The organism is Microbacterium karelineae, assembly GCF_009745985.1.
Lineage (GTDB): Bacteria > Actinomycetota > Actinomycetes > Actinomycetales > Microbacteriaceae > Microbacterium > Microbacterium karelineae.
In genome coordinates this window covers 512288-526427 of record NZ_WFIX01000190.1, presented here as the reverse complement: position 1 = coordinate 526427, position 14140 = coordinate 512288, and the positions used below count along the sequence as shown (strand labels likewise).

Genomic DNA, 14140 nt, shown 5'->3' with positions numbered 1-14140 from the left:
GGCCCGCATCGCGCCTCAGCGCCCGCGCGCCGGCCGCGACGAGACATACGGCGCGAGGGCGCGCGGCGAGCGGTCGCGCAGTGCGCCCCACCAGACGCCCGCGCCGTAGGCGAGGTCGTCGAGGCGGCGCGCGACGAGGAAGCGCAGCGGATCCAGCCGCGGGCGCAGCCGCGCGTACTCGACGGCGGCGTCCGCGATCGCCGACACGACGATGAGGCGGCGCGCGCGGCGCGAGAACAGGCCCGCGACCGCGAAGGCCGGCCACCAGTGGCGCACGACGAGGGCGGATCCCTGCGAGAGCGCGGCGCTCGTGCCCTCCGCGGTGAGGCGCGCCGCGACGCGCCCGGGGTGCCGCACGCCGCGGATCCGGTGCGCGATGCGCCCGGCCGCGACGGCCGCGATCGCCGCGGCGACCGGCAGCGACCAGCTCCGCTGCGCGCCCAGCGCGAGGAGCACGCCGACCGCCCACGGCGCGAGCACCGCGGGTGCGGCGAGCGGTCCGTGGCGGTGCGCGAGCGCTCCCGCCCCCGTGCCGTAGACGAACTTGCGGGCGAGCCAGCGGCGCACGCTCGCGCGATGCTCGTGTTCGACCGCGGCGCGCGGCTCGTAGCGCACCCGCCAGCCCCGTTCGACGAGACGCCACACCAGGTCGACGTCCTCCGCGACGCGCATGCCCGTGCCGAAGCCGTCCGCGAGCGCCGCGACGCGGGCGAGCACGCACGTCGTCGACACCCACGCGGTGGGCGAATGCGGGCGCACGAGGGACGGATCCCCGCCGTGGTCGAGCGATGAGCGATCGGTCTCATAGCGCAGCACCCAGCTCGGTCGCGGCCCCTCGAGGCCGACGACACGCGGGGCCGCGACGGCCAGCCGCGGATCCGCGAAGTGCCGCAGCAGGAGGCGCACGGATCCGCGCCGCAGCACGACGTCGGTGTCGACGAAGAGCACGAACGAGGTCCTCACGAGCGCCAGGCCCGCATTGCGCGCATCGGCGGGCCCGCGGTTCTCGGGGAGCACGACGAGCTCGGCGTCGCGCGCGCAGGCCGCGCGGGCGATGCGCGCGGCGTCCGCGGGGGCGGATCCGTCGTCGACGACGATGATCCGCGTGTCGCCGAGGTCGTCGCGCACGCTGTCCAGGAGGCGGCCGAGCTGCCGGGATCGGCCGAAGGCGGGCACGACGACGGTGACGTCGCGCGGGTCGCCCTCGGGCAGGGTCGCGGGATCCGGATCCGCCTGGCCGGCCTCGACGAGCCGCGCCGCGAGCGCACGACCGGCGCGGCCGGTGACGCTGATGGCGCGGTCGCGGATCAGGCGCCGCGCGGCGGGAGCCAGGCGGGAGACGCGGGGCGGCGCACCCCCGATGAGGGCGGCACCGCCGTCGATCACGCGCGTGCGGCGCGCGAGCCGCACGACGGCGCCGTCGGGCAGGGCGCGCTCCTGGTGCGACGTCACGGCCGGATCCCGGCGTCGAGACGCGCGAGCCCCGCGCCGACCATCGCGGCGAGCAGGCGCCCGCCCTCCTCGGCAGTGGCCCCCGAGGGGTCGCCCAGCACGCCGTTGGCCGACACGGCGCGCACGCCGCCCGCGACGAGCCGCGGCAGGATCTCGCCGATCGGGGCCGTCTCCCCCGGCTCGGCCCGGTCGAGGCGCACCGTCTCGGGGGCGAGGTGGAGCAGGAGGGACGTCTCGGCGCGGCCCGCGTGCGCGTCGATCTCCCATCCGGCGCCCGGGGCGCACGGGATCCAGCTGGCGTCGCGCCCCTCGTCCGCCAGCAGCCGGACGGCGTCGCGCACGACGTCGACGTTGCCGCCGTGGCCGTTCACGAACACCAGCCGGCGCGCCCACGACGAGGCCGAGCGGCCGGCCTCCACGAGCACCGCCGCGAGCGCCTCGCGCCCGATCGAGACCGTCCCCGGGAAGCCCTCATGCTCGCCCGAGGAGCCGTACGCGAGCGGGGGCGCGACGACGGCGTCGCCGACCGCGGCCGCGACCCCGTCGGCCACGGCGACCGCGATGCGCGTGTCGGTGTCGAGCGGGAGATGCGGCCCGTGCTGCTCGAGCGAGCCGACGGGCAGCAGCACCACGGCGCAGTCCACGTCGGGCCAGGCGCGGCGCCCCAGATCCGTCATGGTGCCGAGTGTGGCACGTCAGGCGCTCCCGACCGGAACGGGCGCCTCGTCGTCGGCCGGTTCGTCGGCGGCGGGATCCACGCGCGATCGACGCGCCCCCGCCGCGCCCAGCTCGATCGCGAAGCCGTCGGGGACGTGCAGGTCGCTCGCGTCGAGGTCGTGCGCGGATCCGCGCCCCGTGCCGAGCACGGCCGAGTCGAGCCCGCCGCGCAGGATGTCGAGCACGTTCTCGACTCCGGCCTGCCCGTTCGCCGCGAGGCCCCAGAGGGAGGCGCGGCCGATGAGCACGGCGCACGCGCCGAGGGCGAGGGCCTTGGCGACGTCGCCGCCGCGGCGCACGCCGCCGTCGAGCAGCACCTCGATCTCGCTCCCCACGGCGTCGGCGATGCCGGGCAGGAGCCGGATCGTCGGCGGCGTCGTGTCGAGGTTGTTGCCGCCGTGGTTCGAGACGGAGATCGCCGTGACGCCGGCGTCGACCGCGCGCCGCGCGTCGTCGAGGCGCGAGATCCCCTTCAGCAGGAACGGGCCTCCCCACTCCTCGCGCAGCCACGCGATGTCCTCCCAGGTCGGCGGGGCCGTCGACATCCACTCGCCGTACGCGCCGAAGAACGTGGGCGCCTCGCCGCCGGGCGGCTGCAGGTTCGGCGCCGTGAGGTCGGGGATGTGCCCCGTCTTCGCGAAGGCCGCGAGCCAGCCGGGGCGGGCGAGGGCCTGGGGCGCGAAGCGCAGCGCGGCCCGCCACGTGAGGCGCTCGGGGATCCACGGGCTGCCCCAGTCGCGCCCGTTCGAGAACGACCAGTCGAGCGTGGCGATGAGCGCCTTCGCACCGGCCGCCTTCGCGCGCTCCATGCGCTGGACCATGACGTCGCGCGTGCCCGACCAGTACAGCTGGAAGAACGTGCTCTCGTTCGCGGCGACGACGTCCTCGACCGCCTTCGAGGCGAACGAGCTGAGCCCCATGGGGATCCCCCGTGCCGCCGCGGCGCGCGCCACCGCGACCTCGCCCTCCGGATGCACCGCCTGCACGCCCGTGGGCGAGATGACGACGGGGAACGCCGCGTCGACGCCGAGGATCGTCGTCGAGAGGTCGCGCTCGGCATGATGGCCCGCGATGCGCGGCGCGAAGCCGAGCCGCGCGAACGCGTCCTGGTTGCCCTCGATCGTCGCGCCGCGCTCGCTCCCCGCGACGAGGGCGCCGTACACCGAGGCAGGCAGCCGCCGCTTCGCCCGGCGCTGCGCCTCGGCGACCGTCTCGAACCATCCGTTCGCCATGATCCTCACTCCTCTCCGCGGCTCGCCCAGCCGAGCAGCCTCGCCGCGTTGTCCCTCAGGATCCGCCGGCGCACGTCGTCGTCGAAACCCAGCTGGTCGAAGTCGCGCATCCATCGATCCGCCGTGATGACGGGATAGTCGGTGCCGAACAGCATCTTGTCCTTGAGCAGGGTGCGCGCATACTGCACGAGATTCGGCGGAAAGTACTTCGGCGCCCATCCCGACAGGTCGATGTGCACGGTCGGCTTGTGCAGCGCCATCGACAGGGCCTCGTCCTGCCAGGGGAACGACGGGTGCGCGAGCACGATCGGCAGCGTCGGGAAGTCGACCGCGACGTCGTCGACGAGCATCGGGTTGCCGTACTTCAGGCGGATCCCCCCGCCGCCCGGCGTTCCGGCGCCCGCCCCCGTGTGGCCGCTGTGGAACAGGGCGATGGCGCCCGCCTCCGCGATCGCCTCGTAGATCGGGTACACGCCGCGGTCGCCCGGGTCGAACTCCTGCGCGCTCGGGTGGAACTTGAACCCCCGCGCGCCCTTCTCGGCGAGGCGCGTCGCCTCGCGCGCCGCGCGCCTCCCGCCGTGCGGGTCCACCGTCGCGAAGGGGATGACGACGTCGGCGTGCTCCTGCGCGAGCTCGATCACCTCGTCGTTCGTCACGCCGGGCTCGTCGCCCGTCGCCCACCCCGTGTCGACCGAGAAGGCGACGCACATCATGTTCCGCGCGCGATACTCGTCCGCGAGGTCATGCACGGTGGGGGTGAGCGCGTCGGTCCCGAAGTAGGCCGCCATCGCCTCCGCGTCGTCGGACGCGGCAGCGGTCGGGCCCGTGCGGGCCGACCGCTGCACGTGGGTGTGGAAGTCGATCGCGACGACGTCGTCGGCCAGTGCGCTCACCAGTTCTCCTGCATCACTCGCGGGGCGCGCGGCACGCGCACCGTCATGTCGGTCATCTCGAGCACCTCGTCGACCGTGAACCCCGCCGCGATCTCCTCGAGCACGAAGCCGCCGTCGGCCGACTCGCGGTCGCGGCGCAGCAGCGCCAGGTCGGTGACGATCAGGTCGACGCAGCCGGGTGCGGTGATCGGGTACTCGGCCCTCTCGACGAGCTTCGGGCGCCCCCTGCTGTCGACGTGCTCCATCGTGATGATGACCGAGCGCGCCCCGACGGCGAGGTCCATGGCCCCGCCGATGCCGCCGCCGGGCCGGCCCGGCTGGGCCCAGTTCGCGAGGTCGCCCGCCGCGTCGACCTGGTACGCGCCGAGCACGACGGCGTCGAGCCGCTTGCCGCGGGCGATCTCGAACGACGACACGGAGTCGAAGAAGCTCGCGCCGTCGTGCAGATCGATGAAGTTCCCGCCCGCGTCGTGCAGATCCGGATCCGCGCTGTCGATGTCGACGAAGCCGCCGTATCCGAGGATCCCGTTCTCGGCGTGCAGCGTGACGCCGCGGCCGCCGATCCACGTCGCGATCTGGTTCGGCAGGCCCGCGCCGAGGTTCACGATCCCGCCATCGGGGATCTCGGCGGCGGCGCGGCGGCCGATCTCGGCGCGGCTGAGCGCGGGCTTGCCCGCGTATTCGCGGCGGCTGTCGCCCCCGCGCTCGGCCTTCCGGGGAAGCTTCGCGGGATCCACGCGCACGGTCGAGCGCACGATGCGCGAGACCCACACGCCGGGCAGGTCGATGTCATCCGGCCTCAGCTCGCCGACCTCGACGATCTCGTCCACCTCGACGATCGCGACGCGCGCCGCCTTCGCGAAGCTGTCGTTGAAGTTGCGGCTGCCGCCCCGGAACTGCAGATTCCCCGCGCGGTCGGCGCGGTGCGCGCGGAGGAGCGCGTAGTCGGTCGTGATGCCGCGCTCGAGGACATAGGCGGATCCGTCGAACTCGCCCATCGGCTTGTCCTCGGCGACGGCCGTCCCGACGCCGACGGGCGTGTAGAACGCCGGGATCCCGGCGCCGCCCGCGCGCATCCGCTCGACGAGCGTGCCCTGCGGCACGACCTCGAACTCGATCTCTCCCGCGAGGATCTGCTCCTCGGCGGGCGTGATCGGTCCGGGCCGTGCCGAGAAGCTCGCGACGAGCCGCGAGATCTGGTGGTTCTCGGCGAGGATCTGCGCCGTCGGGTGCCCGGAGGCGCCGAGGCCGTTGCAGAAGACCTCGAGCCCCTTCGCCCCGTGATCGCGCAGCGCGACGATGAGCGTCGAGGGGAACGAGTGCGTGATGCCGAAGCCGGAGACGGCGATCGAGGCGCCGTCGGGGATGTCCGCGACGGCCGCCGCGGCGGAATCGAAGACCTTGTTCACGACGCCGCCTTCCTCGCGGGCGCGGATCCCGCGGCCCCCGTGTTCGCCTTCATGGCGAAGCCGCCTCCGTCGACCGCCAGCACCTGCCCCGAGACCCATCGCGCCCGGTCGCTGAGGAGGAAGAAGGCGGCAGAGGCGATGTCCCACACGGTGCCCTCGGTCTGCAGCGCGACGTTCTGGCGGCGCAGCTCGCGCTGCTCCTCCGTCATGCCGCGCGCCGCGAACGCGCCCCAGATCATGCCGACGCGCACGCCGTTCACGCGGATCCCGCGAGGCGCGAGCGACGACGCGGCGCCGACCGTGAGCTTCTCGAGCGCCGTCTTCGCGATCGTGTACGGCATCGTGGGGCCGCGGCCCTCCGTCGCGCCCGACGAGATCGTCACGACGGATCCGCCGGCGGTCATGTGCCGCTGGGCGAACTTGATGATGCGCCATGCCGAGAGGAAGTTCAGCTGCATCACCCGGTCGAACTCGTCGTCGTCGATCTCGAGGGCGGGCACGGCGCCGCCCCCGCCGATCGAGTCGGCGACGAGGTCGATCCGTCCGAAGCGCCGGACGACCGCGTCGACGGCCGACTCGACCGAGGCCGAGTCGGTGACGTCGGCCGAGAACCACTCGGCCTCGCCCCCCGCGTCGCGGATGGCGGCGACGGCGCGCACCCCCGCGGCCTGATCCCGGTCGACGACGGCCACGTGGGCTCCGGCGGATCCGCACAGCCACGCGATCGAGAAGCCGACGCCACCGAGCGGCCCGCTCAGTCCGCCGCCCGCGACGAGGGCGACGCGACCGTCGAGCCGCTCGCCCTCCGTCGTCGCGAGCGGGTCCGCCGTGGTCTGGGCGGCCCAGTCATCGGTGGTGCTCATGCCCCTCCTCCAGGTCTGCGGGTGGTCCCCCAATATTCGGGGCGCCCGGTGCGCGACGGTTGTCGCATTCCGCGACGCGGAAGGGGGATGCCGCGCGTCATCCCCGGGGGAGGGAGACGCCGGCGAGGGGGTTCTCCTCGCACGCCGAGACGGGCGGTGCCGCGATGTCGTCGCGGCGTCCGATCGTGACCCGGACGGGGCCCATGCCCGTGCGGGGGCGCGGGGGCGATGTGCGGTGGGAGTGATCTCCGGTCGGCTTCGGCTTGTCGCCGTCGCGGGCCGCGAGGAGCTCCTCGCCGTATCCCTGCACGCATTCCGGGTCGGGCCCGTCGAGGGGCAGCCCCGTGAAGAACTTCGCCGCCATGCACCCGCCCTTGCACGTGTCGAAGAACTGGCACGAGGTGCACGCGCCGCCCTGCTGCGGCGAGCGCAGCCGCTCGAACAGCTCGGACGAGCGCCACACCTCCTGGAATCCGCCCGGGGCGCGCACCGTGCCCGCGAGGAACTCGTCGTGGATCGCGAAGGGACACGCGTACACGTCGCCGACCGGGTCGATCAGGCACACCACGCGGCCCGCGCCGCAGAGGTTCAGCCCGGGCAGCGACTGGCCGTAGGCCGAGAGGTGGAAGAACGAGTCGCCGGTCAGGACGCCGTCGCCGTGGGCGACGAGCCAGTCGTACAGCTCGCGCTGCTGCTCCTGCGTCGGGTGCAGTTCGTCCCACACATCCGCGCCGCGACCGGACGGCCGCAGCCGCGTCAGGCGCAGCTGCGCGCCGTAGCGGTCCGCGATCGCCTTGAACTCGTCGAGCTGCGGGATGTTCTGGCGCGTGCACACGACCGACAGCTTGAAGTTCTCCATGCCGGCGTCGCGCAGGTTCGCCATCGCGCGCAGGGCCGTCTCGTAGGATCCGGGGCCGCGCACGTGGTCGTTGACCTCGGGCGTCGCGCCGTCGAGGGAGATCTGCACGTCGACGTACGAGTTCGCCGCGAGGTCGCGTGCGACCTCGGGCGTGATCTTGACGCCGTTCGTCGAGAACTTCACGCCGACGCGATGCGCGGTCGCATACTCCACGAGCTCCCAGAAGTCGCTGCGCACCGTGGGCTCGCCGCCGCCGATGTTCACGTAGAACACCTGCATGCGCTCGAGCTCGTCGATGATCGCCTTGCACTCCTCGGTCGTCAGCTCGCGCGGATCCCTCCTGCCGGAGCTCGACAGGCAGTGCACGCACGACAGATTGCAGGCGTATGTGAGCTCCCAGGTCAGGCAGATGGGCGCGTCGAGACCGCTCTCGAAGTGGTCGACGAGCCGCCCCGGCCGCGGGGGCGCCGCGAGGCTCATCGCTCGCGCTCCACGATCATGCGCGAGTCGGCGAGCGCGCCGAGCGCGCCGAGGTACGGCGTCGCGGCAGCGTCGCCGAGCCCGATCGCGCCGAGCGCCTGCCGGGCGGTCGGGTGGTCGGCGAGGGCCCGCACGGCGTCGAGCAGCGTGCGGTCCTTGAGGAACGACAGCTTGCGCGTGTCGAAGTGGTACAGCAGCGCGCCGAAGGGCTCGGGGCGCACCGCGACCTGGGGATGGAGCCCCCAGGCGCGGTCGGGATCGAAGGCCGACATGATCCGCGGCCTCAGTAGACGCCGCACATGCCGTCGATCGACACCTCTTCGATGAGGGCGTCGGCCTCGACGGGTTCGTCGGCGGTCGTGTGCTCGGGAACCTGGTGGGACATCGTCGTCTCCTTCTCCGCCGCCATCGTCGACGGCATCCATTGCGACCGTCGCGAGGGCGGTCTACTGTATGGCGCACGATGCTAATGGCACTCGGTGCCGAAAAGAAAGGGGGTCTTCCATGTCGGCTGACGCGAATCGCACCGCGGGCCGGGTCGGTCGCGCCTCCGCCACCTCACGCGACGAGCTCGGGCGCATCGGCCTCGAGCTCATGCTCGAGCGCGGCTTCGAGGCCGTCACGGTCGACGACATCGCCGCCGCCGCGGGCATCGGTCGCCGCACCTTCTTCCGGTACTTCCGCTCCAAGAGCGACGTGCCATGGGGCGACTTCGATGCGCTCCTGCGGCGCATGCGCGAGCGCTTCGCCGAGATCCCGGACGACGTCCCGCTCGCCGGCGCGCTGCGCGAGACGGTCGTCGCGTTCAACGACTTCCCGGCCGAGACCCTCCCCGATCACCGCCGCCGCATGCGGCTGCTGCTCGAGACCCCGACGCTCGTCGCCTACTCCGCCCTGCAGTACGCGGAATGGCGGCAGACGATCGCCGAGTTCGTGGCGGCCCGCCGAGGCGAGCACCCCTCGTCGATCGCGGCGCAGACGAGCGGCCGCGTGTGCCTCGCGATCTCGCTCGCCGCCTACGAGGCGTGGCTCGCGGACGAGTCCCTCGTGCTCACGGCGCTCATCGCCGAGGGCTTCGACCGCGTGGGCGAGACCTTCGGCGCCGGGCTCTTCGCACGGAGCGCCGCCCCGTGACGACCGCGGCGGCGCACGACGTGATCGTCGTCGGGGGCGGATCCGCCGGCTGCGCCCTCGCCGCGCGCCTCAGCGAGGATCCGCACCGCCGGGTGCTGCTCGTCGAGGCCGGCGCCGCGCCGCGCCGCGTGCGCGATCTGCCCGCGGCGACGCGCGACGCCCGCACGCTCGAGGCGTCGTTCCCCGGATCCCCGCACGCGTGGTCGTACCCTGCCGAGCTCGCGCCCGGCCGCGACTACACGGTCGCGCGGGGGCGGATCCTCGGCGGATCCAGCGCCGTCAACGGCGGATACTTCGTGCGCCCACGGCCGGCCGACCTCGCCGCGTGGGCGGAGGCCGGCGGACCCGCATGGTCGTGGGGCGCGGCGCTCGCCGCGATGCGCGAGCTCGAGAGCGACCGAGACTACGGCGAGACCGCGCTGCACGGCGGGGCGGGGCCGATGCCGGTCGCGCGCGCCGCGCAGGATCACCCCCTCTCCGACGCGTTCACCGAGGCCGCGACGCTGCTCGGTCACCCGTTCGAGGCCGACAAGAACGCACCGGGCGAGCCCGGCATCGGGCCCGTTCCGCTCAACGTCACGGACGGCGTGCGGCGCAGCGCGGCGATGCAGTACCTGCTGCCCGCCCTCGACCGGCCCCACCTCGAGGTGCGGGGCGGCCTCCGCGCCACGCGCGTGCTCTCCGACGGCGGGCGGGCGCGCGGCATCGAGGCGATCGACGAGTCCACGGGCGAGACGGTCGAGATCTCGGCCGGCGAGGTCGTCCTCTCGGCGGGAGCCTTCGGCACCCCGCACCTCCTCCTGCTGTCCGGCATCGGCCCCGCCGATCACCTGCGCGCCCACGGGATCCCCGTCGTGGCCGACCTGCCCGGCGTCGGCACGGACTTCTCCGATCACCCCGACCTCGTGCTGCTGTGGCGCGCCAGGGGCGCCTTCCCGGTCGCGCAGGGCTCCCCCTTCACGACGGCGCTCCACGCGAGCACGCCCCACGGCGACCTCGAGTTGCTGCTGTCGACGAGCCCGCTCGACGCCCTGTTCCCCGGATCCGGCATGCCCGACGCGCTGCCCCTCACGCTCGGGCTGCAGTCGCCGGCCTCCCGGGGATCCGTGCGCCTCGCGTCGCCGGATCCGCGAGGGGCGCCGCGGATCGCGTACGGGTACCTCGCGTCGGCCGCCGACCGCGCTGCCGCGCGCGACGGCCTGCGCCTCGCGGCCGGGCTCGCGTCCACCCGGGCCTTCTCCCGCGTCTCGGGCGGATGGCTCGACCTCGACGACGACGTGCTCGGCGACGACGCGGCGCTCGACGGCTGGGCCGCCGCGCATCTCGGCACGGCGGTCCACGCCTGCGGGAGCGCGCGGATGGGATCCGACGACGACCGGCTCGCCGTCGCCGACGGCGCGGGGCGCGTGCGCGGCATCGACGGGTTGCGCATCGCCGACACCTCCCTCCTGCCGGTCGCCCCGACACGCGGTCCCGCGGCGAGCGCCGTGCTCGTCGGCGAGATCATCGCCCGCGCCCTGCGCGCCGAGGAGGTGACGCCGCTGCCCGCCTGATCCCGCACGTCCCGCTCCCCCGACTCGAGATCGCGCGGCACGACGATGTGCCGCCTCACCCCCAGGAGGCTGGTCGACGATGACCATCACTGCCGCAGTTCCCGCTCCCTCGCCCGCGCTCACCGCGCGGCGCCCGCGACACGACGCGCGCCCCACCGCGGCGCAGCGCGTCCTCGCGATCCTCGACGTGTTCGATCAGGAGCACCTCGTCCTCACGCTCAGCGAGATCTCGCGACGCTCGGGGCTCACCCTGTCGACGACGCACCGGCTCGTCGGCGAGCTGCGCTCGTGGGGCGCGCTCGACCGCAGCGACGACGGCCGATACGCGATCGGCATGCGCGTGCTCGAGCTCGGATCGCTCGAGCCGAAGGGGCTGCGGCTGCGCACGGCGGCCCTGCCGTATCTCGGCGACCTGCACGCGGCGCTGGCGACCGACGTGAACCTGTCGGTCAGGGACGGCACCGACGTCATCTACGTCGAGTCGCTGCGCTCGCGGCACGGCGCCCCCGTGCTCACGCGGCTCGGCGGGCGCTGGCCCTTGCACGCGACGGCGACGGGACAGATCCTGCTCGCGCACGCCGAGCCCGAGCTGCAGGAGCGCGTGCTGCACGGCCCGCTCAAGCGATACACGGCGAAGACCTGCGTGGATCCGGACGCCCTGCGCCGCACGCTCGCCGATGTGCGCCGCTCGGGCTTCACGATCGTCGACGAGTCGATCACGGCGGGCGCCGTCGCGATCGCGGTGCCCGTGCGCGGCGCGGGCGACCGCGTCGTCTCGGCGGTCGGCGCGACGATCCGCCGCGGCAGCTGCCCGCCCGAATCGGTGCTGCCCGCGCTGTCGACGACGGCGAGGGCGATCTCGCGCGCCCTCGGCTCGCCATCGGCCCGCGCCCGGGCGCGGGGGTGAGGTGGCGGGGGCCAGCCAACTAGACTGAACCCACCCCGTCCCGCCGCACTCCTGGAGCCTCTCGCGTGACCATCGAACACGTCGCCGACACCACCTCGCACGCCGCCGCCACTCCCGACCGCGAGCAGCCGTACGGGGCCCTGGGCCTGAAGGCCGACGAATACGCGCAGATCCGCGAGATCCTGGGCCGCCGACCCACGTCGGGCGAGCTCGCGATGTACTCGGTGATGTGGTCGGAGCACTGCTCGTACAAGTCGAGCAAGAAGTACCTGAAGCGCTTCGGCGAGAAGGTCACCGACGAGATGCGCGAGCGCCTCATGGTGGGCATGGGCCAGAACGCCGGCGTCGTCGACGTGGGCGAGGGCTGGGCAGTCACCTTCAAGGTCGAGAGCCACAACCACCCGTCGTACATCGAGCCCTTCCAGGGCGCCGCGACCGGCGTCGGCGGCATCGTGCGCGACATCATCTCGATGGGCGCCCGCCCCGTCGCGGTGATGGACCAGCTGCGCTTCGGCGCCATCGACGACCCCGACACGGCGCGCGTCGTGCACGGCGTCACGGCCGGCATCAGCTCCTACGGCAACTGCCTCGGCCTGCCGAACATCGGCGGCGAGACCGTCTTCGACGCCTGCTACCAGGCGAACCCCCTCGTCAACGCCCTCGCGGTCGGCGTCATGCGCCACGAGGACATCCGCCTCGCCAACGCGACCGGCGCGGGCAACAAGGTCGTGCTCTTCGGCGCCCGCACGGGCGGCGACGGCATCGGCGGCGCATCGATCCTCGCGTCCGACTCGTTCAGCGAGGGCGGCCCGACGAAGCGCCCCGCCGTGCAGGTCGGCGACCCGTTCGCCGAGAAGGTGCTCATCGAGTGCTGCCTCGAGCTGTACGCGGGCGAGCTCGTCGAGGCGATCCAGGATCTCGGCGCCGCCGGCATCTCCTGCGCGACGAGCGAGCTCGCCGCGAACGGCGGATCCGGCATGAACGTCGAGCTCACGAAGGTGCTGCTCCGCGATCCCTCGCTCACGGCCGAGGAGATCCTCATGAGCGAGTCGCAGGAGCGCATGATGGCGATCGTGACGCCGGAGAAGCTCGACGCGTTCATGGCCGTGGTCGACAAGTGGGACGTCGAGACGAGCGTGCTCGGCGAGGTCACGGGCGATGGCCGCCTCGTCATCACGTGGGACGGCGAGACGATCGTCGACGTGGATCCCTCGACCGTCGCGGTCGACGGCCCCGTCTACGACCGCCCCGTCGCGTACCCGACGTGGATCGACGCGCTGCAGCAGGACACGGCGAGCGCGCTGCCCCGCACGCAGGATCCCGCGGAGCTCGCCGAGCAGTTCGCGGCCCTCGTGAAGAGCCCGAACCTCGCCGACACGAGCTGGATCACCAACCAGTACGACTACTACGTGCTCGGCAACACGGCCCTGTCGTTCCCCGACGACGCCGGCATGATCCGCGTCGACGAGACCTCGGGCCTCGGCTTCTCGATCGCGACCGACGCGAACGGCCGCTACTGCCAGCTCGACCCGTACGCGGGCGCGCAGCTCGCGCTCGCCGAGGCGTACCGCAACGTCGCCGTCACGGGCGCCGTGCCGACGGCCGTCACCGACTGCCTCAACTTCGGCAGCCCCGAGAACCCCGAGGTCATGTGGCAGTTCTCGCAGGCCGTCGACGGTCTGTCGGACGCCTGCCAGGAGCTCTCGGTCCCCGTCACGGGCGGCAATGTGTCGTTCTACAACCAGACGGGCGACACCCCGATCCACCCGACGCCTGTCGTGGGCGTGTTGGGCATCATCGACGACGTGTCGCGCCGCATCCCGAGCGGATGGCAGGACGCGGGCGAGAACATCTACCTGCTGGGCGTCACGAGCGAGGAGCTCGACGGATCCGCGTGGGCCGACGTCGTGCACTCCCACCTGGGCGGCACCCCGCCGAAGGTCGATCTCGCGGGCGAGAAGCGCCTCGCCGGCCTGCTGCAGGCGGCGCGCGACGAGTGGCTGATCTCGAGCGCACACGACCTGTCCGAGGGCGGCCTCGCCCTCGCCCTCGCCGAGGGCGTCATGCGCTTCGGCGTCGGCGCGCGCGTCTGGCTCACCGAACTGATGGAGCGCGACGGCATCGACCTCGCGAGCGCCCTGTTCTCCGAGTCGACGGGCCGCGTGCTCGTGACGGTGCCGCGCGAGGAGGACGTCAAGTTCCGCGGCCTCTGCGAGGGACGCGGCTACCCCGTGCTGCGCATCGGAGTGACCGACACCGAGCCCGATCTCGAGGTGCAGGACGTCTTCACGTTCCCCGCCGCCCAGCTGCGCGAGATGTCGGCATCGACGCTGCCGGCGCACTTCGGACCGACGATCGCCGAGCCCGTCGCCTGATGGATCCCGACCACGAGAGCCTGCGCGTGCCCCCCGAGCTCGACGGCGACGACGAGAGGTCGTCGCGCCTCGACCGACGCAATCAGCGGATCCGGGCGGTCGCGTGGGTCGTCGTGATCTCGCTCATCCTCGCGGGCGGCGGATCCACCGTCCTCCTGACGCTGTTCGGCTGACGCGGAGACGAGATCCGGCGCCGACGATGTGACAGACGTCATGGATCCGCGCCGACCGCGTGCCGCGGTGCGCCCCGCCTCGTACGATGACGG

The 14140-nt window shown here is 73.6% G+C and carries 14 protein-coding genes; 5 read left to right on the top strand and 9 right to left on the bottom strand.

Translation table 11 applies throughout. The annotated features are described in order from the left end of the window. Window positions 1-15: 15 nt before the first annotated feature. From mftF to mftA, 9 genes are all read right to left on the bottom strand, one after another. A complete protein-coding gene (gene mftF / locus GB932_RS15600) occupies window positions 16-1452 on the bottom strand; it encodes a mycofactocin biosynthesis glycosyltransferase MftF (RefSeq protein WP_197517516.1) in 1437 nt (478 codons plus the stop codon). Beyond that, window positions 1449-2129: a mycofactocin biosynthesis peptidyl-dipeptidase MftE gene (gene mftE / locus GB932_RS15595; protein ID WP_156761593.1), complete on the bottom strand. Its 681-nt coding sequence runs from the start codon at window positions 2127-2129 to the stop codon at window positions 1449-1451. Before mftE ends, mftF begins: the two co-directional genes overlap by 4 nt. Window positions 2130-2147: 18 nt before the next feature. Then, window positions 2148-3401 carry a pre-mycofactocin synthase MftD gene (mftD, locus tag GB932_RS15590; protein WP_156761592.1) on the bottom strand — a complete coding sequence of 418 codons (1254 nt, stop codon included), beginning with the start codon at window positions 3399-3401 and terminating at the stop codon, window positions 2148-2150. 5 nt (window positions 3402-3406) lie between these two features. Next, window positions 3407-4294, bottom strand: coding sequence for an amidohydrolase family protein (locus GB932_RS15585; protein WP_156761591.1), 888 nt, complete (start codon window positions 4292-4294; stop codon window positions 3407-3409). Further along, window positions 4291-5703 carry a 3-oxoacid CoA-transferase gene (locus tag GB932_RS15580; protein WP_197517515.1) on the bottom strand — a complete coding sequence of 471 codons (1413 nt, stop codon included), beginning with the start codon at window positions 5701-5703 and terminating at the stop codon, window positions 4291-4293. Before GB932_RS15580 ends, GB932_RS15585 begins: the two co-directional genes overlap by 4 nt. Further along, a complete protein-coding gene (locus GB932_RS15575; RefSeq protein WP_156761589.1) occupies window positions 5700-6566 on the bottom strand; it encodes an SDR family NAD(P)-dependent oxidoreductase in 867 nt (288 codons plus the stop codon). Before GB932_RS15575 ends, GB932_RS15580 begins: the two co-directional genes overlap by 4 nt. Before the next feature lie 97 nt (window positions 6567-6663). Beyond that, window positions 6664-7905 (bottom strand): mycofactocin radical SAM maturase, encoded by a 1242-nt coding sequence (mftC, locus tag GB932_RS15570; RefSeq protein WP_156761588.1) that lies wholly within the window; start codon window positions 7903-7905, stop codon window positions 6664-6666. Beyond that, window positions 7902-8177, bottom strand: a complete 276-nt coding sequence (mftB, locus tag GB932_RS15565) for a mycofactocin biosynthesis chaperone MftB (RefSeq protein WP_156761587.1) — start codon at window positions 8175-8177, stop codon at window positions 7902-7904. Before mftB ends, mftC begins: the two co-directional genes overlap by 4 nt. 11 nt (window positions 8178-8188) lie before the next feature. Further along, the gene (mftA, locus tag GB932_RS15560) at window positions 8189-8290 is read right to left on the bottom strand and encodes a mycofactocin precursor MftA (RefSeq protein WP_156761586.1); all 102 of its coding nucleotides are present in this window, start codon (window positions 8288-8290) and stop codon (window positions 8189-8191) included. Between the two features lie 119 nt (window positions 8291-8409). Between mftA and mftR the strand changes: the two genes are divergently transcribed. The 5 genes from mftR (at window position 8410) to GB932_RS15535 (ending at window position 14047) form a co-directional block, all read left to right on the top strand. Beyond that, window positions 8410-9039: a mycofactocin system transcriptional regulator MftR gene (mftR, locus tag GB932_RS15555; RefSeq protein WP_156761585.1), complete on the top strand. Its 630-nt coding sequence runs from the start codon at window positions 8410-8412 to the stop codon at window positions 9037-9039. Further along, window positions 9036-10592 (top strand): mycofactocin dehydrogenase MftG, encoded by a 1557-nt coding sequence (gene mftG, locus GB932_RS15550; RefSeq protein ID WP_156761584.1) that lies wholly within the window; start codon window positions 9036-9038, stop codon window positions 10590-10592. Before mftR ends, mftG begins: the two co-directional genes overlap by 4 nt. A 79-nt stretch (window positions 10593-10671) precedes the next feature. Beyond that, a complete protein-coding gene (locus GB932_RS15545; RefSeq protein ID WP_156761583.1) occupies window positions 10672-11499 on the top strand; it encodes an IclR family transcriptional regulator in 828 nt (275 codons plus the stop codon). Window positions 11500-11564: 65 nt separating this feature from the next. Next, window positions 11565-13874: a phosphoribosylformylglycinamidine synthase subunit PurL gene (gene purL / locus GB932_RS15540; protein ID WP_156761582.1), complete on the top strand. Its 2310-nt coding sequence runs from the start codon at window positions 11565-11567 to the stop codon at window positions 13872-13874. Beyond that, the gene (locus GB932_RS15535) at window positions 13874-14047 is read left to right on the top strand and encodes a hypothetical protein (RefSeq protein WP_156761581.1); all 174 of its coding nucleotides are present in this window, start codon (window positions 13874-13876) and stop codon (window positions 14045-14047) included. Before purL ends, GB932_RS15535 begins: the two co-directional genes overlap by 1 nt. The last annotated feature ends 93 nt before the right edge of the window (window positions 14048-14140 follow it).

What these genes read in the sequence shown, in the direction of transcription:
- mftE (WP_156761593.1), bottom strand. Translation starts at nt 2,129, where the DNA reads ATGACGGATCTGGGGCGCCGCGCCTGGCCCGACGTGGACTGCGCCGTG.
- mftD (WP_156761592.1), bottom strand. Translation starts at nt 3,401, where the DNA reads ATGGCGAACGGATGGTTCGAGACGGTCGCCGAGGCGCAGCGCCGGGCG.
- GB932_RS15575 (WP_156761589.1), bottom strand. Translation starts at nt 6,566, where the DNA reads ATGAGCACCACCGATGACTGGGCCGCCCAGACCACGGCGGACCCGCTC.
- mftC (WP_156761588.1), bottom strand. Translation starts at nt 7,905, where the DNA reads ATGAGCCTCGCGGCGCCCCCGCGGCCGGGGCGGCTCGTCGACCACTTC.
- mftB (WP_156761587.1), bottom strand. Translation starts at nt 8,177, where the DNA reads ATGTCGGCCTTCGATCCCGACCGCGCCTGGGGGCTCCATCCCCAGGTC.
- mftA (WP_156761586.1), bottom strand. Translation starts at nt 8,290, where the DNA reads ATGTCCCACCAGGTTCCCGAGCACACGACCGCCGACGAACCCGTCGAG.
- mftR (WP_156761585.1), top strand. Translation starts at nt 8,410, where the DNA reads ATGTCGGCTGACGCGAATCGCACCGCGGGCCGGGTCGGTCGCGCCTCC.
- GB932_RS15545 (WP_156761583.1), top strand. Translation starts at nt 10,672, where the DNA reads ATGACCATCACTGCCGCAGTTCCCGCTCCCTCGCCCGCGCTCACCGCG.
- GB932_RS15535 (WP_156761581.1), top strand. Translation starts at nt 13,874, where the DNA reads ATGGATCCCGACCACGAGAGCCTGCGCGTGCCCCCCGAGCTCGACGGC.